The organism is Rossellomorea vietnamensis, assembly GCF_008180415.1.
GTDB classification, from domain to species: Bacteria; Bacillota; Bacilli; order Bacillales; family Bacillaceae_B; genus Rossellomorea; species Rossellomorea vietnamensis_C.
In genome coordinates this window covers 38648-59184 of record NZ_VTEI01000007.1, presented here as the reverse complement: position 1 = coordinate 59184, position 20537 = coordinate 38648, and the positions used below count along the sequence as shown (strand labels likewise).

20 protein-coding genes and 1 pseudogene are annotated in these 20537 nt (G+C 41.2%); 13 read left to right on the top strand and 8 right to left on the bottom strand.

Annotated elements, in window-relative coordinates; genetic code table 11:
• Position 1: 1 nt before the first annotated feature.
• From FZC78_RS14060 to lpdA, 3 genes are all read left to right on the top strand, one after another.
• On the top strand, positions 2-979 hold the full coding sequence (locus tag FZC78_RS14060; RefSeq protein WP_148940463.1) for an alpha-ketoacid dehydrogenase subunit beta: 978 nt from the start codon (positions 2-4) through the stop codon (positions 977-979).
• A 98-nt stretch (positions 980-1077) separates the two neighbouring features.
• A complete protein-coding gene (locus tag FZC78_RS14055) occupies positions 1078-2460 on the top strand; it encodes a dihydrolipoamide acetyltransferase family protein (protein WP_148940462.1) in 1383 nt (460 codons plus the stop codon).
• A 4-nt stretch (positions 2461-2464) separates the two neighbouring features.
• Positions 2465-3874 (top strand): dihydrolipoyl dehydrogenase, encoded by a 1410-nt coding sequence (lpdA, locus tag FZC78_RS14050; RefSeq protein WP_148940460.1) that lies wholly within the window; start codon positions 2465-2467, stop codon positions 3872-3874.
• A gap of 88 nt (positions 3875-3962) precedes the next feature.
• Here lpdA and FZC78_RS14045 read toward each other — a convergent pair whose 3' ends face one another.
• Positions 3963-4343, bottom strand: coding sequence for a hypothetical protein (locus FZC78_RS14045; RefSeq protein WP_148940459.1), 381 nt, complete (start codon positions 4341-4343; stop codon positions 3963-3965).
• Between the two features lie 554 nt (positions 4344-4897).
• Between FZC78_RS14045 and FZC78_RS14035 the strand changes: the two genes are divergently transcribed.
• Positions 4898-5764, top strand: coding sequence for a polysaccharide deacetylase family protein (locus tag FZC78_RS14035; RefSeq protein WP_148940455.1), 867 nt, complete (start codon positions 4898-4900; stop codon positions 5762-5764).
• 775 nt (positions 5765-6539) lie between these two features.
• The gene (locus tag FZC78_RS14030) at positions 6540-6659 is read left to right on the top strand and encodes a GapA-binding peptide SR1P (protein ID WP_113928954.1); all 120 of its coding nucleotides are present in this window, start codon (positions 6540-6542) and stop codon (positions 6657-6659) included.
• Positions 6660-7031: 372 nt separating this feature from the next.
• On the opposite strand, the gene FZC78_RS14020 is transcribed toward FZC78_RS14030, so the two are convergent.
• A complete protein-coding gene (locus tag FZC78_RS14020) occupies positions 7032-8504 on the bottom strand; it encodes an aminotransferase class I/II-fold pyridoxal phosphate-dependent enzyme (RefSeq protein WP_148940453.1) in 1473 nt (490 codons plus the stop codon).
• Between the two features lie 250 nt (positions 8505-8754).
• On the opposite strand from FZC78_RS14020, the gene FZC78_RS14015 reads away from it, so the two are divergent.
• Both FZC78_RS14015 and FZC78_RS14010 read left to right on the top strand, forming a co-directional pair.
• Positions 8755-9726 (top strand): NAD(P)H-dependent flavin oxidoreductase, encoded by a 972-nt coding sequence (locus FZC78_RS14015; protein ID WP_148940452.1) that lies wholly within the window; start codon positions 8755-8757, stop codon positions 9724-9726.
• A gap of 82 nt (positions 9727-9808) precedes the next feature.
• Positions 9809-10078, top strand: a complete 270-nt coding sequence (locus tag FZC78_RS14010; RefSeq protein WP_148940450.1) for a UPF0223 family protein — start codon at positions 9809-9811, stop codon at positions 10076-10078.
• A gap of 67 nt (positions 10079-10145) precedes the next feature.
• Here FZC78_RS14010 and FZC78_RS14005 read toward each other — a convergent pair whose 3' ends face one another.
• A complete protein-coding gene (locus FZC78_RS14005) occupies positions 10146-10766 on the bottom strand; it encodes a YktB family protein (RefSeq protein WP_148940448.1) in 621 nt (206 codons plus the stop codon).
• A 181-nt stretch (positions 10767-10947) separates the two neighbouring features.
• On the opposite strand from FZC78_RS14005, the gene FZC78_RS14000 reads away from it, so the two are divergent.
• Together FZC78_RS14000 and FZC78_RS13995 are read left to right on the top strand one after the other, a co-directional pair.
• Complete coding sequence (locus FZC78_RS14000) at positions 10948-11142, top strand: hypothetical protein (protein WP_148940446.1); 195 nt, start codon at positions 10948-10950, stop codon at positions 11140-11142.
• Positions 11143-11408: 266 nt separating this feature from the next.
• Positions 11409-12215 carry an inositol monophosphatase family protein gene (locus tag FZC78_RS13995; protein WP_148940445.1) on the top strand — a complete coding sequence of 269 codons (807 nt, stop codon included), beginning with the start codon at positions 11409-11411 and terminating at the stop codon, positions 12213-12215.
• Between the two features lie 84 nt (positions 12216-12299).
• On the opposite strand, the gene FZC78_RS13990 is transcribed toward FZC78_RS13995, so the two are convergent.
• On the bottom strand, positions 12300-12485 hold the full coding sequence (locus FZC78_RS13990; RefSeq protein ID WP_148940443.1) for a YlaF family protein: 186 nt from the start codon (positions 12483-12485) through the stop codon (positions 12300-12302).
• A gap of 883 nt (positions 12486-13368) precedes the next feature.
• Between FZC78_RS13990 and typA the strand changes: the two genes are divergently transcribed.
• Both typA and FZC78_RS13980 read left to right on the top strand, forming a co-directional pair.
• Positions 13369-15210: a translational GTPase TypA gene (typA, locus tag FZC78_RS13985; RefSeq protein WP_148940441.1), complete on the top strand. Its 1842-nt coding sequence runs from the start codon at positions 13369-13371 to the stop codon at positions 15208-15210.
• 25 nt (positions 15211-15235) lie between these two features.
• Complete coding sequence (locus FZC78_RS13980; RefSeq protein WP_148940439.1) at positions 15236-15547, top strand: YlaH-like family protein; 312 nt, start codon at positions 15236-15238, stop codon at positions 15545-15547.
• Between the two features lie 425 nt (positions 15548-15972).
• Here FZC78_RS13980 and FZC78_RS13975 read toward each other — a convergent pair whose 3' ends face one another.
• Positions 15973-16419 (bottom strand): hypothetical protein, encoded by a 447-nt coding sequence (locus FZC78_RS13975; RefSeq protein ID WP_148940438.1) that lies wholly within the window; start codon positions 16417-16419, stop codon positions 15973-15975.
• Positions 16409-16609, bottom strand: coding sequence for a YlaI family protein (locus FZC78_RS13970; protein ID WP_148940436.1), 201 nt, complete (start codon positions 16607-16609; stop codon positions 16409-16411). The genes FZC78_RS13975 and FZC78_RS13970 overlap by 11 nt, the downstream gene beginning before the upstream one ends.
• A 254-nt stretch (positions 16610-16863) precedes the next feature.
• Between FZC78_RS13970 and FZC78_RS13965 the strand changes: the two are divergent.
• Positions 16864-17300: pseudogene (locus FZC78_RS13965) on the top strand (hypothetical protein).
• Between the two features lie 408 nt (positions 17301-17708).
• Here the strand turns inward: FZC78_RS13965 and FZC78_RS13960 are convergent.
• The gene (locus FZC78_RS13960; RefSeq protein WP_148940434.1) at positions 17709-18338 is read right to left on the bottom strand and encodes a YhcN/YlaJ family sporulation lipoprotein; all 630 of its coding nucleotides are present in this window, start codon (positions 18336-18338) and stop codon (positions 17709-17711) included.
• Positions 18339-18516: 178 nt separating this feature from the next.
• Between FZC78_RS13960 and FZC78_RS13955 the strand changes: the two genes are divergently transcribed.
• Positions 18517-19845, top strand: a complete 1329-nt coding sequence (locus FZC78_RS13955) for a PhoH family protein (RefSeq protein ID WP_148940432.1) — start codon at positions 18517-18519, stop codon at positions 19843-19845.
• Between the two features lie 129 nt (positions 19846-19974).
• Here the strand turns inward: FZC78_RS13955 and FZC78_RS13950 are convergent, their stop codons facing one another.
• A complete protein-coding gene (locus FZC78_RS13950; protein ID WP_148940430.1) occupies positions 19975-20481 on the bottom strand; it encodes a peptidyl-prolyl cis-trans isomerase in 507 nt (168 codons plus the stop codon).
• Between the last annotated feature and the right edge of the window lie 56 nt (positions 20482-20537).

The window sequence follows — 20537 nt, the reverse complement described above, 5'->3', positions numbered from 1 at the left end:
CATGGCGCAAATGACAATGATTCAAGCTATCACTGATGCAATGCGCACTGAACTGCGCAATGATGAAAATGTGCTTGTTTTCGGTGAAGACGTAGGATTGAATGGCGGTGTTTTCCGTGCAACAGAAGGACTTCAAAAAGAATTCGGAGAGGACCGTGTATTCGATACACCTCTTGCAGAATCAGGAATTGGCGGATTGACTGTCGGACTTGCCCTTGAAGGATTCCGTCCGGTTCCGGAAATCCAGTTCTTCGGTTTCGTATACGAAGTAATGGATTCAATCAGCGGCCAACTGGCTCGTATGCGTTACCGTTCCGGCGGTACTTATACTGCGCCTGTTACCATCCGTTCACCATTTGGAGGAGGAGTACATACTCCTGAGCTTCATGCTGACAGCCTTGAAGGCCTTGTCGCTCAGCAGCCTGGCCTGAAAGTTGTTATTCCTTCAACTCCTTATGATGCCAAAGGTCTTTTGATTGCTGCCATCAGAGATAATGACCCTGTCATTTTCCTTGAGCACATGAAACTTTACCGTTCATTCCGTGAAGAAGTTCCTGAAGAAGAGTACACAATCGAAATCGGGAAAGCGGACGTGAAACGTGAAGGAACTGATCTCTCCATCATCACTTATGGTGCGATGGTACATGAATCACTTAAAGCAGCGGAAGAACTTGAGAAAGAAGGACACTCCGTTGAAGTTGTAGACTTAAGAACGGTTAGTCCACTTGATATTGATACCATCATTGCTTCAGTTGAGAAAACAAACCGTGCTATCGTTGTCCAGGAAGCTCAGAAGCAAGCGGGTATCGCTGCTAATGTGGTTGCTGAAATCAACGATCGTGCAATCTTGAGCCTGGAAGCTCCAGTTCTGCGTGTAGCTGCACCAGATACAGTGTATCCATTCTCTCAAGCGGAGCCGGTATGGCTTCCTAACTTTAAAGATGTTATTGAAACAGCAAAGAAAGTACTAAACTTCTAAGAACAGCAGGTGGCAGAGCAGAAGGGGGAAAGACTCCCTTCTCTTTTCCAATCCCGCCATAAACTATAAGCGAAAACAATAACAGGAGGTATAAACCTATGTCATTTGAATTCAGGCTGCCGGATATCGGTGAAGGTATTCATGAAGGTGAAATTGTAAAGTGGTTTATCAAACCCGGAGATAAAGTTGAAGAAGACGATGTATTGTGTGAAGTTCAAAATGATAAGGCAGTGGTGGAAATTCCTTCACCAGTTGCAGGAACTGTAGAGGACCTTCTTGTAGAAGAAGGGACCGTAGCAGTAGTAGGCGACGTCCTGATCAAGTTTGATGCACCAGGATATGAAGACCTTCAATTCAAGGGTGGTCATGGTGATGAAAAGAAAGAAGAACCAAAAGCCAATGAAGTGACAGAAGGACAAGTTCAGGGAGTTGCTGAACAAGGCCAGTCTGTAGGGAAAGAACCTTCCCAGTCTAACACTGATGAACAGACGATCAGTGCCGGTGAACAAGGTGGACAGCAAAATGAGGAAGTTGATCCCAACCGCCGTGTCATCGCAATGCCTTCCGTTCGTAAATTGGCGAGAGAAAAAGGCGTGGATATCCGCAAGGTGTCGGGCTCAGGTAAAAATGGACGCGTAACAAAAGAAGATATTCAATCCTTCCTTGAAGGCGGAGCTTCTTCAGTCCCTGCTGAGCAGAACGAAACAGCGCCGGCAGCGAAATCTGCAAAAGAGGAAACACCTAACAAGGCTGCAGCTCAAAAAGTTCCTGAGGGAGAATACCCTGAAACTCGTGAACCAATGAGCGGAATGCGTAAAGCTATTGCCAAGGCTATGGTTAATTCAAAGCATACCGCACCACATGTTACTTTAATGGACGAAGTGGACGTTACGAAGCTATGGGCCCACCGCAAAAAGTTCAAGGAAGTTGCTGCAGAAAAAGGCGTAAAGCTTACTTTCCTTCCTTATGTGGTAAAAGCATTAACAAGTGCTCTTAGAGAATTCCCTGCACTTAACACATCTCTTGATGACAGCACTAGCGAGATCGTTCACAAGCATTACTATAATATCGGTATTGCGGCTGACACAGATAAAGGTCTGCTTGTCCCTGTAGTGAAGAATGCAGATCGCAAATCCATGTTCTCTATCTCAGATGAGATCAATGAACTGGCAGGTAAGGCGCGTGACGGCAAACTTTCCGGAGATGAGATGAAAGGTGCTTCTTGCACGATTACCAATATCGGTTCTGCCGGCGGACAATGGTTCACTCCAGTTATCAACCATCCTGAAGTGGCAATCCTGGGTGTTGGACGTATTGCAGAAAAACCTGTGGTTAAAAATGGTGAAATTGTAGCGGCACCTGTGTTAGCATTATCATTGAGCTTCGATCACCGTATGATCGACGGAGCTACTGCTCAACATGCACTTAACCATATTAAGCGTTTGTTGAACGATCCAGAACTTTTATTAATGGAGGCGTAATGCGATGGTAGTAGGAGATTTCCCAATTGAAACAGATACTATAGTAGTCGGTTCAGGTCCAGGAGGATATGTTGCCGCAATTCGCGCAGCACAGCTTGGCCAGAAAGTTACAATTATTGAAAAAGAAAATATGGGCGGCGTATGCTTGAACGTTGGATGTATTCCTTCAAAAGCACTAATAACAGCCGGTCACCGTTTCCATCAGGCGCAGCATTCTGATGATATGGGGATTGTTGCAGAAAACGTTAAAGTAAACTTCGATAAAGTCCAGGAGTGGAAAGCAGGAGTTGTCAAGAAGCTTACGGGCGGTGTTGAAGGCCTGCTTAAAGGCAACAAAGCGGAAATCGTCCGCGGAGAAGCTTACCTTGTGGATGCAAACACTTTACGTGTAATGGATGAAAATTCTGCACAGACTTATAAGTTCAAGAATCTTATCCTTGCAACAGGTTCACGTCCAATTGAAATTCCAAGCTTCAAGTTTTCTAAACGTGTACTTGATTCAACTGGAGCATTAAATCTTTCCGAAATCCCTGAAAGCATGGTTGTTATCGGTGGAGGGTACATCGGTACCGAACTTGGAACAGCGTATGCCAACCTCGGTACAAAAGTGACAATCCTTGAAGGTGCTGATGATATCCTTAGCGGATTCGAAAAGCAAATGACTCAAATTGTCAAAAAAGGCCTTAAGAGCAAAGGTGTTGACATCGTAACAAAAGCGATGGCAAAAGGCGTTGATGAGACGGACAGTGGAGTTACTGTTAAGTATGAAGTTAACGGCGAGGAACAAACTGTTGATGCAGAATACGTCCTTGTAACTGTTGGGCGCCGTCCAAACACAGATGAAATCGGTCTTGAAGAAGCTGGAATCGAAATGACGGACCGTGGTGTAATCAAAATTGATAAACAGTGCCGTACCAACATTTCCAATATCTTTGCGATTGGTGACATCGTTGATGGCCCTCCGCTTGCTCATAAAGCTTCCTACGAAGGCAAGATTGCAGCAGAAGTAATTTCTGGCGAGCCTTCTGAAATTGATTATATGGGTATCCCAGCTGTATGTTTTACAGATCCTGAATTAGCTACAGTTGGATACACTGAAGCACAAGCGAAAGAAGAAGGATTAGAAATCACGGCTGCTAAATTCCCATTTGCAGCAAACGGCCGTGCCCTGGCATTAAATGCAACAGAAGGTTTCATGAAACTGATTACTCGTAAATCAGATGGCTTGATTATCGGAGCTCAAATTGTCGGTTCTGGTGCTTCTGATATGATTGCTGAACTTGGTTTGGCAATTGAGTCTGGCATGACTGCTGAAGATGTAGCTATGACGATCCATGCTCATCCAACACTTGGTGAGATTTCAATGGAAGCTGCAGAAGTAGCTATGGGCAGCCCGATTCATATCATGAAATAATAACACAAAACCTCTTGGAAAATCCAAGAGGTTTTTTTATTATAATTTCATTCGGGTCAACAACTATATCCGTATTGAATTAAGATAACTACTTCCAGTTTTCAAGGGTATTGCTGATGGGTGTCAGGATTTCCTTTTTGGGAATGTTTCCAACCACCTTGCATATAACTTCATTGTCTTCGACTACAAGCAGAGCGGGATACGTATCATTTAGAAAAGTAAATGCTGAAGCATGGTCTTTGTTTTTTGCTACGATAACATAATTTTCAAATTGGGAGGGGTAGGTATCTTTCAACTCTATTAAAGCCTCGTAATAAGAATCCTCTTCACTAATATTATTTTCATCTGAATAAAAAAGGATGCCTTTCTCAATATTGAGTCCGGCTGCTGTTCCGTCATTCTGCAAACTGCACGATGAAAGGAACACAATGTTTCCAAGCAAAAGGACAAACAAAAAAGAATACTTCATTTATTAGCCTCTTTTCAATAGTGTATTTACAAAATATGCTGTCCAAATGGATGGTAAGTAAGTATTATTTATATAAAAACTGTAAAATAATTACTAATTCATTTATTTCCATAATTCTAACATATTCCTTAAATATATTGGCGATAATCATCAAATTGTTACAGAATTGAAAAATCAAATAAAATTTTAAGTTTTAAACCGATTCCTTAAGTGAATATAATGATATAAATCCTAATTACAGGGTGAGTATATGAAAAATTATATTGCTTTTTTATTACAGCTTATAATATGGAGTGCTTTTTCTGTTGCACAGTGGTTATCAGATAAAGATCATATAGAGTATAACTGGATTATGTTCATCGTATTTTTTTATCTAGGATTTCTGATTGCGAAAAAAATTTTACAATCTTCAAAAACGACTTTCATTATTACTCTGATAAGCCTTCTTACATTTTTTTCTTTGAAAATGTTCTTTGAACAAATGATTATCTCTAGTTACTTTTAAAGTTAATGTTATAATTGCAACAGACCACAATAAGAGGAAGGGGAACAATATGAGAAAATTGATTTACTGCAGTGTACTGCTCCTATTTATCGCAGGCTGTTCCCAACAGCAGCCATCAGAAACAGCAGGTGACAACGACGGGCAGGGAGAAGTCATCAACGAAGCAGTTGCAGCGGAAGACACTGAGAGTGAAAACATGCAGACAGAGACAGAGACAGAGACAGAAGAGGCTGAAGATAATGCTGAAGAGGAAGAGGAATCCTCAGAAGAGGAAGTCAAGAAACCTCTCTATACAATAAATGAAGCAAATTGGTCAGTTCAGCCCATCGGTGATGCCAATGAGAAAGTCGCCTTGCTGACTATCGACGATGCTCCGGACAAGCATGCTTTGGAAATGGCAGAAACTTTAAAGAGTCTTGAGGCACCAGCGATATTTTTTGTTAATGGACATTTCCTTGATACTGATGAAGAGAAGGAAGTATTGAAGAAAATTCATGAAATGGGATTCCCTATCGGTAACCATACCGCTACGCATGCTTCACTGCCAGATCTAACTGAAGAGGAGCAGCAAGCAGAAATAGTTGATTTGAACGAAGTGATTGCCTCTATCATTGGAGAAAAACCAAAATTCTTCAGGGCTCCGTTTGGCCAGAATACCGATTACTCTAAAGCTCTTGCCAAGAGTGAAGGTATGACACTGATGAATTGGACGTACGGCTATGACTGGGAAGCACAATATCAGAATAAAGAAGGAATCGCGGATATCATGGTCAATACTGAATTGCTGAGCAGCGGCGCCAATTTGCTTATGCATGACAGAACATGGACCAATGAAGCGATGGCTGATATAGTAAAGGGTTTAAGAGATAAGGGATATGAAATCCTTGACCCTGAACTGATTCAAACACCACAATAATATAGAAAGCCGGCACTCGGAAATCCGTTTGCCGGCTTTTTAATTTAGAGAAACCCTTTAGCGTGGAAGCTTCTGAACTTCTAATCAAGCTTACCGGTGGAAGACAGCAAGCCTATCTATCTTTCTAGTAGGCTGTTTTCGCATTCTTTTCATGTTTACCAGGTTATATCGGTGAATTATAATTATTTTCTTATGAATTAGTGTCAAATAGCAACAAAGTTTATGAAAAGAGCCTTTTAGTAAGCAGATGTAAATCCCGCTTTGTCATTGCAAATAATGACAAGTCCTTAAACCGTTTATCAGCATTGTTTGTATTTGCAGGTGTTTGATTTAATGTTTGGCCGGCTGGCAATCTGCAGCGGTTTTATAAAGGGTCATTAAGAAAGGCTATTTTCGCATAAATTGTTGCTTTCAGAAAAATCCCAAGAGCCGGATTTTTCTCCGGATACTAAGGTTTTCCTCTCTTAACAGAGGGAGCAGCTCTTTTCTTCTTGTTTACCAGATCTTAAAGGTGATTTATGGTGTTGTCTTAGGAAATTAATATTAAATAGCAACAAAGTTTACGAAAAGAGCCTTAAGAATTAATAACCTTCAATTAAAAAACGAGATATAAAGTCATACAGAATCTCATATACTAATTTTAATGGAACAGAATAACTTGAAAAAATTTAATGTGACATACAATTTAGGCTTGATGTTTTAATTGTGTTATATTATTATTGATTTATAGAAAGTAAACGCTTTCAAATTACTGCATAATGGGAGGAGTTTTAAGATGGGTACAATTGTATGTCAGTCCTGCTTAAACACAATTGATCACTTTGAAGATGAGAAGGTATCGGTTTTATTCTCCAGCAGCTGTGATTGTAACAATGAAAACGAATTAGACGATTAAAAGGGTATAGCATGCTCGGCCCCGTTTTTACGGGGCTTTTTTCATTGCTTAGAAGATAATAAAATCACCCTCTGTGCTATCTATAACTATACTATCCTTGTCTAGCTATAACGCCTGAGGGTCCGTACCCTCCCTGGAACGGAACTAAGCCCCTCGGGTCAAATAACCCAAAGAGATAAAAAGGAAAACCCGCCTTTTTTTCTCTTTGGAACATTTGCCTGTCGGGGCTGGACAAGGCGCTTCCGCTTTTGATATCCCGGAAAGCAGGCGGGGCAGACTCAACAGGTTGAGCATGGCATATAAAAAGAAGCTATAAAAAAAATCACCGCTCAATCGAGTGGTGATTTGCTCTGTTATATCTAAAATGGGTTACTACCTGATGGCCTTATGCTCTTTTATCACTCGAAGGTGTTTAAGGTCAAAGTCCTCAGGCCCCTGGACGGGCAAGCCGGCCTCCACATTCTTGTGAATATAAGTGATGTTTTCTGCGGTAATGATTTCCCCTGGAATAAAAATAGGGATTCCCGGAGGATATACCATAATGAACTCGGCAATGATACGGCCGACACACTCTTCCATTGGAATGACTTCCGTTTCAGCATAAAACGCATCTCTAGGCGTCATGGACAAAACAGGGATATCTGGCAGCAAGACTTCAGCGATTTCCAGCAAACCTTCTTTGTTGGCAAATTGAAAGGACATCTCTGTTAATGCCTCCACCAATTTATCGCCTTCTTTAATTGTGTCTCCTGGTGTAATGATGCAAAGGATGTTGTACATATCTGACATCTCAACCTCAATGTTGTAAACTTCCCTTAACCATTTTTCAGCATCAAATCCACTGATTCCGAGTTCCTTTACAGAAACAATCAACTTGGTCGGGTCATAATCGAAAGTTGCTTTGGTGCCCAATATTTCTTTTCCAACGCAATAAAGATCTTGAATTTCATTAATCTGATTTCTTATGCTTTCAGACAGCTCGATCGTTCTTTCTATCAATTCCTTTCCTTCGGTAGCAAGTCTTTTTCTTGCTACATCCAAGGAAGCAAGCAAAAGATAGGACGTGGAAGTCGTTGTAAGCATGCTGAGTATCGTCTGCACCCGTTTTGGAGATACAAGTCCCGTCTTCATGTTCAATACAGAGCTTTGGGTCATCGAACCACCAAGCTTATGGACACTCGTTGCAGCCATATCAGCTCCGGCCTGCATCGCAGACATCGGCAGATCCTCATGAAAATGAATGTGAACCCCGTGGGCTTCATCGACCAGTACAGGCACATCATAAGAATGGGCGATTTCTACTATCTTTTTCAAATCCGCAGAAATCCCAAAGTAGGTAGGATTAATGACCAGAACTCCTTTGGCATCAGGATGCTGCTCAAGAGCTTTTGCAACCGAATCGTTCGTGATGCCGTGAGAAATCCCCAGAGTTTCGTCGACTTCCGGATGGATAAAAATAGGTGTAGCTCCGGAAAATACGATAGCGCTCATGACCGATTTGTGAACATTTCTCGGAACGATTATCTTTTCTCCCGGTCCACAGACAGACATGACCATCGTCATAATGGCTCCGCTCGTACCTTGTACTGAGAAGAAGGTATAATCAGCGCCAAATGCTTCTGCCGCCAGTTCCTGAGCCTCCTTGATCATTCCTTTGGGCTGATGGAGATCGTCCAGCGGCCCGATATTGATCAAATCAATTGCAAATGCATTATCACCGATGAAGTTCCTGAATTCCGGGTCCATTCCGGTCCCTTTCTTATGTCCGGGAATATGAAACTGTACGGGGTTTTTTCTGCTATGTTCTACTAAGCCGGTAAATAAAGGAGTTTTGTATTGAGACAATTCATTCGACACCTCTTTAAAGTCTTTTATATCTAAGCCTTTCCCTTAAAGATAAGGAATTAGTCATTAGGTTCATTAAGATTCTTGATAAAGCAAGCTGTAAGAAGCAGGATTGCTCTTATCGATAAAGAATTATAGCATTTAGCCTTTTCTTTGCATAGTGTTATCAGCCCGCACTTTTAACATTTTGTCGAATTTGAAAGGATTTCATTAGTGAAGGATAGAACTAATTGGTGAAAGGGTGATAATCATGAATTGGAAAACGAGAGTTTCAGAACTGCTTGGGATACAGTATCCAATCATACAGGGAGGTCTTGCCTACCTTGCATATGCAGAATTGGCTGCAGCGGTCAGCAATGCAGGAGGACTTGGGCAGATCACAGCGATGTCGCTTGAAACTCCTGAAAGATTAAAGGAAGAAATACATAAAGTCCGGGAACTTACTGATAAACCGTTTGGAGTTAACTTTGCCATAGGGAAGCACGGCCGTCCTTACAAGGAATTTTTGCAGACAGCCATTGATGAGAACGTTCCTGTTGTGTCGATGACGGGAGGGAACCCTTCTCCCATGTTTGAAATGCTGAAAGGAAGTGCTATAAAAAAACTGGTGCTTGTAGCAGCTAAAAGGCAGGCGGTAAAGGCGGAGGAACTAGGCGCAGATGCTGTCATGGTGGTAGGTGCAGAAGGAGGCGGCCACCTGGGAAAAGATGATATCGGGACCTTTGTGCTGATTCCCCAGGTGGTTGATGCAGTTTCCATTCCGGTCATTGCATCAGGAGGGATAGGAGACGGAAGAGGAATGGCAGCCGCATTATGCCTCGGAGCAGAAGGGGTAGAGATGGGTACCAGATTTATCGCTACTGAAGAATGCATCCATGCATCTCCTGCATATAAGCAGGCGTTGATAAGAGGTTCGGAAAGTGATACAGTGGTCATCAAACGATCGCTTGGCTCTCCTGCACGTGCCATTTCAAATAGCTGGACAGATCAAATACTGACCCTTGAAAAAGAAGGTCCGGGATATGAAGGACTTAAAAATCATATAAGCGGCGAAGCAAATAAGAAATTCATCTATGACGGCAAGAATGAAGAAGGGTTCGGATGGGCAGGACAGGTAATGGGTTTGATTGATGATATCCCGCCTGTAAAAGAACTTATGGACCGGATGGTTAAACAAGCAGCAGAGGCCGGTTCTATGTGGTGTAAATGGGAAAACGAATGATCAAGTTGATGTTATGATAGAATGGAATACCTTACGCAGCAAAAGGTAAACACTTAACCCTTAAGAAAGCAAGGTGAATGGTATGGAATATCAATATCCTTTTTCGTTGGATTGGTCAACGGAAGAAGTCATAGATGTTGTCGGCTTTTTTCAAAGTATTGAAAAGGCCTATGAGCAAGGTATTGAACGGGATAAACTGATGGAGGCTTATAAACGATTTAAAGAAATTGTTCCGGGTAAAGCTGAAGAGAAAAGAATCTGCAATGAATTTGAGGAATCAAGCGGATACTCTTCTTACCGGGCTGTGAAAAGGATGAAAGAGTCTGACAGCAAGATTATAAAAATGAAATAGGAAAACGAAAAAGAGGAAAGCCTCATATTACAGGGGCTTTCCTCTTTTTGCATGCTCAACCCAATGTTTATTGTAGATTGTAAAGGGGTAATAATTTTACAAATGCATCACTTATTATTTCAATTGTTTCATCCCCTGAGAGCTTGACGGCTTGTTCTCTCGGGATGCGGATTCCACAAAGAATTTCAGCTTTTTTGACGGTTTGCAGCCGTTGGAATAAAGAGGATAACTCCTGTTCGTCCATTTCAGATAAAGCTCGCGACTCCGGTTTGGTGTGATCTCCCGACCATACGAAATCTGGTGGAATGATTTTTTGTATACGGTCCAGGTTTTGTTCCAGCTTACTTCCAAACTGCTCTTTGCCGGGAGCTTCATAAATCACCGCGAACCAAACGAATATATGGGTTTCCCAAAGACCAATTTGAAAATGGGGATGCTTCTTATAACCTCTTTTATTATTGGCAAATGCAACCCAGGTATCATCCGGCGGGTTCACTGAGCGCCTGGCATGCTTAGCTACATGGGGAAACATTTCATCGCCAGTCATGGTGCTGAGGGCAGGTGAGAAATGCTGTCCCAGAACTTCAAGTTTAGGTCGGACGGTCTCTATCAAAGCTTCCATCCGCTCATCCAGGCCATCAATGGTGAAGATTTTAAAGTCATTTTCTGTAAAACCAGTAAAATTCATTTTGTTCCTCCTTATGCTGATGCCATTATTTTATCACAGTCATTTATAGGAAGGAAAAATGCTGATTCAGGATGAATGGGTGTATGCACATTTTAGTTACGTGTTTCTTAACCTTCACATAGAATGTACTAGATAAATTCAGAAAATTAAAATAATATTATCAGGAAAGGGTGTACTGTCCATGAAGCAAGTTATGAGTACGACAAGGAAAAAGAATGTCCAGCAACAGCGTATGGCGGTGCTTAAGCTGGAAATGGATTATGAGTTAGCTGTCCTGTTCGAGGCCATGGAAGACAAAAACACTGCAATCCAGGTAAAGACGAAAGAGAAGTTAATGAAAATCAGAGAAGAGCTCTTGAAACTGAAGGCACTCTAAGTTAGAGAGATAACCTTAATAAACATAAATAGCTTTTTAAGCGGACTCTGGAATAGACTTTCAAGGGTTCGTATTTTTGTGGCTGAATGCAAGATGCTTGAAGGGTTTGTGAATATACATTAAGCTTGAAAAAAGTTAGTACATCATAGTTAGTGAATTGTAAATAATACATAAGACCTTCTAAGCGTGGGTTACGGCCATGGCTTTAAGGACTGGGTTCTTACCAGCAAGCAAAGAACTGATATATAGAAGAAGGAGGACATTGCATGTCTAACTGGCAGGAAGTTGATACATATGTTAAGCATTGGATTAAAGAAGCAGGTGAAAGGATTCGGCAGTCGTTCCAGACACAATTGAATATCGAAACCAAATCCAACAGAAATGACCTTGTCACTAATGTTGATCAGGAAACAGAACAGTTCTTCATTGAAAGGATCAGAAAGACTTATCCTGAACATAGGATCCTGGGTGAAGAGGGGTTTGGAGATGATCTGAAGGATATGAAAGGCATAATCTGGATTATAGATCCAATCGACGGTACCATGAACTTTGTGCATCAGCAGCGGAATTTTGCTATATCCATTGGTATTTACCATGATGGAGAAGGTCTGCTCGGATACATTTATGATGTTGTTCATGATGAGTTATACCACGCGCGAAAGGGACATGGAGCTTTCGTGAATGAAACCAAGCTTCCTCAGCTAGAAGAAGTGGATGTAAGGGACAGCATAATAGGAGTGAATGCCCTTTGGGTAACAGATAATAAAAAAATTGACAGGGAAGTTCTTGGGCCGCTTGTAAGAGATGTTAGAGGAACCAGATCATATGGGTCTGCCGCTATGGAAATGGCTTATGTAGCATCTGGAAGGATCGACGGCTATATGACGATGAGACTTGCTCCTTGGGATTTTGCTGCTGGAAAGATCATCATTGAAGAAGTAGGCGGAGTCGTAACAAGCCTGGATGGCGGGAAACTTAATATGCTTGAAAAGAGTTCGGTATTCTCCTGTAAGCCCGGCCTTCATCGAAATATCATTGAGACCTATTTGAAAGGTGTAAAGTTTAAAAAGTAAAAATTCCGTAATCAAAAAAGCTGGCCGAGATTTTGGCCAGCTTTTTTAAAGATTGACTGAGTTCCTCCAGATATCATATCAATACTATAATCTTCCTGCTTCTCTATACTTTTTCTTCGTTTTAAAGCCCATTCCCATGACAACTGCCCAAGCAATAACAGACAACGCAGCGAGGGATAAACTTTTTTCACTTACCGCAATACCGATGGCCATTATACAAGCGGCTGCAAGAACCGCATACAGAACGAAAACCCATTTAATGTTTTTCACCAATCATTCTCCTTTTAATGAAAAGTTTCACTTGTCTAAAATCTTATCAATGAATGTACATGATAACAAGTATATTTCTTCTGGAAGTTAGCGCATCAACATTTTATTGCCGGTAAACTATCATTAAGTTAGTGGCGCTGCTGCTCTCCGTGATGAGCTCATTGGGAAAGCCATTATAACTGGAAGCTGCTGAACGGCTGCTTCCGATCCTGACTTCACAACTTCCCTGCGGAGTCGTGCACCTGGACCGGCAATCAATGTTACGAATAAAAGCAGTACCATTTTAAAAGGCAGCTTTTCTTAACAAGGCTGTCTTCACATATATTGTGTCTCTTAGAAAAATCCCAAGAGCCGGATTTTTCCCTGGATACTAAAGGTTTTCTCTCTAATCGGGGATTAGCCGCCCTTTTCTTTTCATGATTACCAGGTTAGGTTATTCATGTGAATTATGTTTATTTTTTTGAATTAATATCAAATAGCAACAAAGTTTACGAAAAGATCCTATATAAAAGCACAACAAACACCTTCCAATTAAAGGCAATCAGCAGAGGAGAATAACTCAATTACTTTACGCAATTCAGTAATGCCGGGCGTTTCGAGGTGTTGAATATACCCAAATGATGACTGCAGCAGCAATATTTACAGAAATCTGTTTTTGCTTTTCTGAATGCTGTGATATAATGTCTTAGTTGTTGTTTTTTTAAGCCAATAAGATGCTTTGTACATTTTCAGGTTATAAGAAAAAACAAGATGCGATTTAAAAGAATTCAAGGTATCGAAAGCAGGCCGCTTATAGCTGAATTTTATGAAGGAACACATGAAGACAGTTCATAATGTTTGTTTAATATAAATCTAATACGATCAACAATCAGGAGTGAATACATTGATTAAGAGAGACGATTTAAGAAATATAGCAATTATTGCCCACGTTGACCATGGTAAAACGACTTTAGTAGATGAATTATTAAAACAGTCAGGTATTTTCCGTACTAATGAGCATGTTGAGGAACGTGCGATGGATTCCAATGATCTAGAAAGAGAAAGAGGAATCACCATCTTAGCAAAAAACACTGCTATTCAATATAAAGATACCAGAATCAACATCTTGGATACACCAGGACATGCCGATTTCGGCGGTGAAGTTGAACGGATCATGAAAATGGTTGACGGTGTACTTCTTGTTGTCGATGCATATGAAGGATGTATGCCTCAGACACGCTTTGTTCTTAAGAAAGCACTTGAACAGAACTTAACACCAATCGTAGTAGTAAATAAAATTGACAAAGACTCAGCGCGTCCTGAAGAAGTCATTGATGAAGTTCTTGAGCTTTTCATTGAGCTTGATGCCAATGAAGACCAGCTGGAATTCCCGGTAGTATATGCTTCTGCAATTAACGGTACAGCATCTGTTGATCCTGATCCAGCAAACCAGGATGAAAACATGCAGTGTCTTTATGAGTCCATTATTGACAATATCCCTGCTCCAATCGACAATCGCGAAGAACCGCTTCAATTCCAGGTAGCTCTTCTTGATTATAATGATTATGTAGGACGTATCGGTATCGGCCGTGTATTCCGAGGGACGATGAAAGTAGGACAGCAAGTAGCGCTGATGAAAATTGATGGAAGTGTGAAAAACTTCCGTGTAACGAAAATCTTTGGTTTCATGGGTCTCAAGCGCGTTGAAATTCAAGAAGCACATGCAGGAGACCTTATTGCCGTTTCTGGAATGGAAGATATCAATGTAGGTGAAACAGTATGTCCAATCGATCATCAGGATCAACTTCCTGTACTTCGTATTGATGAGCCTACACTTCAAATGACTTTCCTTGTTAACAACAGCCCATTCGCTGGCCGTGAAGGTAAATATGTCACTTCAAGAAAGATTGAAGAAAGATTGCTTGCACAGCTTCAAACAGATGTGAGTTTACGTGTCGAAAACACAGATTCCCCTGATGCTTGGACAGTGTCCGGCCGTGGTGAGCTTCATCTCTCTATCTTGATTGAAAACATGCGCCGTGAAGGATTCGAACTGCAAGTTTCAAAACCGGAAGTTATTGTACGTGAAATTGATGGAGTGAAATGTGAGCCTGTAGAACGCGTTCAAATCGATGTGCCTGAAGAGTACACAGGAAGCATCATTGAATCTATGGGAACACGTAAAGGCGAAATGCTTGATATGATTAACAATGGCAGCGGCCAAGTAAGATTGATCTTCATGGTTCCTGCTCGCGGATTGATCGGCTACTCTACTGAATTCATGACATTGACTCGCGGTTACGGAATCATCAATCATACGTTTGATAGTTACCAGCCTATGCAAAAAGGCCAAGTCGGCGGACGCAGACAAGGTGTTATTGTTTCAATGGAAACAGGTAAATCTTCTCAATATGGTATCATGGGAGTAGAAGACCGCGGAACAATTTTTGTCGAGCCTGGTACAGAAATCTATACAGGAATGATTGTTGGGGAACATACGCGTGAGAACGATATCACGGTAAATATTACCAAAACAAAGCAAGCGACTAACGTCCGCTCTGCTAATAAAGATCAAACTGTAACAATCAAGAAAGCCCGTATAATGACTCTTGAAGAATCATTAGAATACTTGAATGATGATGAGTACTGTGAAGTGACTCCTGAATCCATCCGTCTTCGTAAAAAGATTCTTGATAAAAATGAGCGTGAAAGAGTTACTAAGAAGAAAAAAGTAGAAACTAACTAGTTAACAGTTTAGGAGTGATCAGGAAATGGATGTAACAGAGCGTTTATCCTTTTTCGCATCCCTTTACCGGGTCGAGGAAAATACGGAGCTCGGTATGTGGCTTCTTTACCTTACTATCATTGCTTTATCAGTATTGGTATACAAGCTGGGGTTCGCAAAAAAATTGCCGTTATTGAAGTCGGCGGTCATTTATTTTTTCCTCGCTGCAGGTTCAACTATACTGACCTTCTTGGGGATATTTCTTCCTGTAGCTGAAGGACTGGTGGTCGCCGCCTTGATTTTGATTATCTATAAAGTCAGGCTGCGAAGCCATAAAAACGAAGAAGCACGTTCATAAGAAAAAGCAGAGGACCGAGGTCCTCTGCTTTTTTGTAGTTTATGGATATCTTCTTCTGTGTATAGCCGTTTACAATGTTTCCCCTGCCTGTATCCGAGAGAATGGACAAATCATTTACACTTTTTTCAGAAGGCTGTTTTCGTATATATTGTGCTATTTTAAAAGTAATGGATTTCCACTCCAGGCGCACGACTCCGCGGGGCGGGCGTTGTGCCTCCTCGGCTTCGCCTGCGGGGTCTCACCTGTCATCAAAAGTAGAAGCACCTTGCTCACCCCGAGGGGTGAGCAAGGTGCTGGAACTAGACGCCCGCTAGTCCCGCAAGAGGTCGCACGCCTTACGCTCCAATCCTTCTAGTAAAAATAGGAAGGAGGAAAATATAGCATTCAATAGCAACAATCTTTTAGAAAAGAGCCTTTCAAAAAGATTAACTTTTCCATTTCTCTAGAACGGGATATAGGTGGTTCAGGAAGAAGGCAAACAGGATATGTGCCAAGCTCCAATATAAAAAGGCTTCCCAATTATCAACCGCCGGAACCTCTTTTCTGGCCAGGACCGAGAGAGGGAAGTATAAAAAAAGGGCAGGCAGCGTAAGGGCTGCAACTAGTCCCAGTCTCTTCCAATATCTGAGTTTCGATTTCCGTGACTGGTGATAAAAGACAAGACCTAACACCAAAGAAACAAGCAAGTGAAAAATGAACTCAATCAGTTCCGTCCACTGGATCTTACCAATGACAGGAATGAAATCAACGTTCAGCAGCAGAATATAGACTTTTTGGCCGGTCGCATTCTCAGTCAGCTTTAAAAAGAAGCCCATAATGATACCGGAAGTAATTCCTGCCAGACTTCCTTTTAGGACTGTGCTAGAAGTCATTTTTGGATTTTGCGGAACGGTACAGCCTGAAATTTCCGGTGTCTGCCCGTTCTTTTGTTCTATTTGTGATCCGTTCACGGCATTTATCACACATATAAGTATGGATTGGGCGGTTTCTTAGCCGCTTTGCTGTCAATGATTCATCATTTATAGACTCAATCACATCACACAGAGTGCATTTCACTCTCATATTTAGACACCTCCATGTCTCGATGAGTATGGGTATGTATTCCAATCTAAGTATATCACGTAGACAAGAGTATTTCTTCTTTTAGCAGCCGGCATTTCTAAAAATGTTTGCTGATATGGTGCTGTAAAGGGACCTTCAAAAGTCCCTTGGAATATGAATTATTTACTTAATAAAATTCGTTTGTAAAAGCTTCATTTGTTTTCTTTTCTTTCTTTTTCTGATGTATACTATAGGTAATTAGGGGAGGGATTTCAATGAATAGAATTGAATCAAAATTAATTCCTGCTTTATTTGAAGAACTCCAGAATGAAAAACTCATCTCGGTTTCTACCGTTGACCATGAAACGGGAGGACCTAACTTGTGTGCAATTTCTTGGGTTTATGCTGAAAGTGAGGAGAGAATCCTGTTTGTTGTCGACAGCCGTTCCCGAATCATTAAAAATGTTGAGGGGAACCCTCTGGTTGTGCTGAATATCATAGCAAATGAATCCTCCTATGCCAAATGAAATCTGAGAAACTGCTGAACGTCCCTCTTAATCTGTCCCTGATTTCTCTTGATATTGAAGAAGTGAGGGATGTAATGTTCTATGGGTCCAGGATTTCCGTTGAACCTCAATATGAGAAAACTTATGATAAAGAAGCTGCCGGCAGATTGGACCGGCAAGTAATAGAAGCCATGAAAAAAGCTTAATCCTAAGCTTTTCCAAGGCTTCTTTTGTTTTTTATTGGCTCTTTTCGTAAACTTTGTTGCTATTTGATACTAATTGCGAAAAATATAAATCTTAAGAAGGGAAAATTCCGGTAATATCGAAAAGAAAAGAGCTGCTCTTCCCCGATAAGAGATAAAACTCTTAGTATACGGGGAAAAATCCGGCTCTTGGGATTTTTCCGAAAGCAACAATATATGCGAAAACAGCCTTTTTATTAAGCTCTTTACGTAAACTTTGCTTCTATAGGCTGCTAATTCTGAAAAAAACCTTAACTCAATGGAATAACCTGGTTAGCAAGAAAAGAAAAGAGCTGCTCTTCCTGATTAGAGAGAGAACCCTTAGTATCGGTGAAAATCCAAAAACAGCAATATATACGAAAACAGCCTTCTTTATTGATTGTTATTTTGATTTCTGTTCATATAATTGTTTGATTGGTCCTGCTGTTCTTCCTCTAGCTGTCTTTCTTCTTGTCCATCTGCTTTATCTGTGGATTGTTCAGGGGCATTATCAGGATTATTCTGCTGTGTGTTTTTAGGAAGTTCAGGCATCAACCGCCCGGCGATATCTGACAGTTCGTTCAGCACACCTTGGACAGGCCTTCCATTTTCGATATCGCTGCCGACTTCCTGCAGCCGTGCATAAAGATCCGGATCAGCCACAATCATGGCTCGTGCTCCGTGAGGATCGTCTTTCAAGGCCTCTGCAACTGAATACTTTATTGTACCTACTTCAGATCTTTCAACAGTTGAATTGACATCAATGCCAACAAAGGCATATTTTCCTAATACTACTGCTGTGGCATCTTTAACATCAGGTACGGAAGTAGCAATTCTAACCAGATTTTCCGATATTTCCTGGCTTGATTCATTTTGCTGCTCGTTGTGTATTTCACTGTTTTCTACATTAATCGGGCGTGGATTAGCGCCATTTCCTTGATTATCGTAAGCGGTCTGGTTGTTCTGCTGATTACACCCTGATATTAGGATGATGAGTGAAATTAATGCTAGCCATTTTTTCATTATGCAACCTCCGATTATTATATCTGTAGTTCTTATTGTGTAATCTTCTTCTATATTTATTCCTTGGTTCATATATTTTAGCAACGGGCCGTCCTATTTAAGTGGACTCTTTAGTAATAACCGGATGAAGAGGGTCTACATACAATAGTATAAGAATAGAGGAGCAGGAGGCATCGATTTGAAAAAAATTTATGTATTGGATACCAATGTCTTATTGCAAGACCCGCAAGCAGTTTTTTCCTTTCAAGATAATGAAGTAATTATTCCCGCAGTAGTATTGGAAGAAGTGGACAGCAAAAAACGTTATATGGACGAAATTGGGCGCAATGCAAGACACGTATCGAAAATAATTGATAGCTTACGGCAGCAAGGAAAGCTCCATGAAAGTATTCCGCTGTATAATGGCGGAACTTTGCGTATAGAGTTGAACCACCGGTCCTTTCATCAGTTGCAGGAAATTTTTGTAGAAAAGACAAATGATAACCGTATATTGGCTGTAGCCAAAAATTTATCACTCGAAGAAGAGACAAAAGAAGATGGAAGACAAGTTATATTGGTCAGCAAGGATACCCTGGTCCGAGTAAAGGCGGATGCACTGGGGCTGCAGGCGGAAGATTTTTTAAGCGACAGGGTAGTGGATGTAAGCGATATATACAGCGGATTCATTGAAATTTACATTCCAAAGGAGCTGCTTGATAAATTTTATGAAAAGGGTGAAATTCCATTAGCGGATATCACTCAGCATCCTTTTTACTCTCACCAATTCCTCCTGATGAAAGATTCATTGGGGAGTTCTGCTTCAGCGGTAGGTGTCGTGGATATTACAGGCAGGTTTGTGAAAAAGCTGGTGTATGACCAGGATCATATATGGGGAATCAAACCGAGAAATGTACAGCAGACAATGGCGATTGAACTGCTTTTAAGGGAAGACATCCCTTTGATCACCATGGTTGGCAAGGCCGGAACAGGGAAGACTCTCTTAGCTCTTGCTGCAGGCTTGCTGCAAGCCGAAGATCTTCAAGCTTATAAAAAGCTTTTAGTTGCAAGGCCGATTGTTCCTGTAGGAAAAGATATAGGGTATTTGCCTGGTGAAAAACAAGAAAAGCTGAGACCGTGGATGCAGCCGATATTTGATAATCTGGAGTATTTATTCAACACGAAAAAACCAGGGGAATTGGACGACATATTGGCTGGCATGGGCTCAATAGAAGTAGAGGCGCTGACTTATATCAGGGGAAGAAGCATACCTGAGCAATTTATCATTATTGACGAGGCTCAGAATCTTACAAAGCATGAGGTAAAAACCATCCTGACCCGCGTGGGAGAAAAGAGTAAAATCGTTCTTATGGGGGATCCTGCGCAAATCGATCACCCTTACCTTGATGAATATAATAATGGCCTGACGTATGTGGTTGAAAAATTCAAGGATCATCCTGTTGCTGGTCATATCAAGCTTATGAAAGGAGAAAGGTCCGGACTGGCGCAGCTGGCAGCTGATATATTGTGAGCAGCTGAAAAATACATTATTACCATATGAAAAAACGATTCAGTTATTGCACGCTGAATCGTTTTTTTGTGAACAATTAATCTCGAAAACCGTTTACACTCATTTTCTCAAGCTCAGGGATGTTTTAAGTTACTTAACTTTAATTCCCCGCACACTCTTGATAGGATTATCAAGGTTTGAGCCATCTTTGAAGAGAACATGGACCGGTCCGTCTTCCTTAAGTGGCTGGCCATCTTTTGAGAAGCCGAAAATGATTTCACTGCTCTTAGAGAGAGGAAAACTAACTTCATTACCCGGGTCCTCTGTCAAGATAATGAGTGTATCAGCATCCTCATCGGGCTGGGCGTTCTTCAGGAACGGATCCAAGGGTATGCCGAAAGTTCCGGTCATAATCTTTTCTTTTTCATATTTCTTTTCCGTTTTTAAAGTAGGGGGTGAAGTGGCGCCTTCCTGAATTTCCCTAGTCCAGTTTTTGGACATATTTTTGGTGTACTCATCCAGCTCATTCTTCGCTTTTTCTTCATCTTGAAAATATGTATTTAAATCGACTTTTCTGTCATCGAAAATCCAGACACCTGGATCTAGTGTGATTTGATATTTCACCTTTCCTGTCAAAGGTACAATTGAAGTATCCATCTGCTTCCCTCCATCTGTGTTATACCCTTAGTATATCAGATAATATTCCGCTTTCA

Coding starts and splice junctions, on each gene's coding strand:
- FZC78_RS13975 (WP_148940438.1), bottom strand. CDS start 16,419: ATGACTTCTAGCACAGTCCTAAAAGGAAGTCTGGCAGGAATTACTTCC.
- FZC78_RS14005 (WP_148940448.1), bottom strand. CDS start 10,766: ATGAATTTTACTGGTTTTACAGAAAATGACTTTAAAATCTTCACCATT.
- FZC78_RS14045 (WP_148940459.1), bottom strand. CDS start 4,343: ATGAAGTATTCTTTTTTGTTTGTCCTTTTGCTTGGAAACATTGTGTTC.
- FZC78_RS14060 (WP_148940463.1), top strand. CDS start 2: ATGGCGCAAATGACAATGATTCAAGCTATCACTGATGCAATGCGCACT.
- FZC78_RS13995 (WP_148940445.1), top strand. CDS start 11,409: ATGTCTAACTGGCAGGAAGTTGATACATATGTTAAGCATTGGATTAAA.
- FZC78_RS14035 (WP_148940455.1), top strand. CDS start 4,898: ATGAGAAAATTGATTTACTGCAGTGTACTGCTCCTATTTATCGCAGGC.
- FZC78_RS14055 (WP_148940462.1), top strand. CDS start 1,078: ATGTCATTTGAATTCAGGCTGCCGGATATCGGTGAAGGTATTCATGAA.
- FZC78_RS13960 (WP_148940434.1), bottom strand. CDS start 18,338: ATGAAAAAATGGCTAGCATTAATTTCACTCATCATCCTAATATCAGGG.
- lpdA (WP_148940460.1), top strand. CDS start 2,465: ATGGTAGTAGGAGATTTCCCAATTGAAACAGATACTATAGTAGTCGGT.
- FZC78_RS13970 (WP_148940436.1), bottom strand. CDS start 16,609: ATGAGAGTGAAATGCACTCTGTGTGATGTGATTGAGTCTATAAATGAT.
- FZC78_RS13980 (WP_148940439.1), top strand. CDS start 15,236: ATGGATGTAACAGAGCGTTTATCCTTTTTCGCATCCCTTTACCGGGTC.
- FZC78_RS14015 (WP_148940452.1), top strand. CDS start 8,755: ATGAATTGGAAAACGAGAGTTTCAGAACTGCTTGGGATACAGTATCCA.
- FZC78_RS14010 (WP_148940450.1), top strand. CDS start 9,809: ATGGAATATCAATATCCTTTTTCGTTGGATTGGTCAACGGAAGAAGTC.
- FZC78_RS13950 (WP_148940430.1), bottom strand. CDS start 20,481: ATGGATACTTCAATTGTACCTTTGACAGGAAAGGTGAAATATCAAATC.
- FZC78_RS14000 (WP_148940446.1), top strand. CDS start 10,948: ATGAAGCAAGTTATGAGTACGACAAGGAAAAAGAATGTCCAGCAACAG.
- FZC78_RS14030 (WP_113928954.1), top strand. CDS start 6,540: ATGGGTACAATTGTATGTCAGTCCTGCTTAAACACAATTGATCACTTT.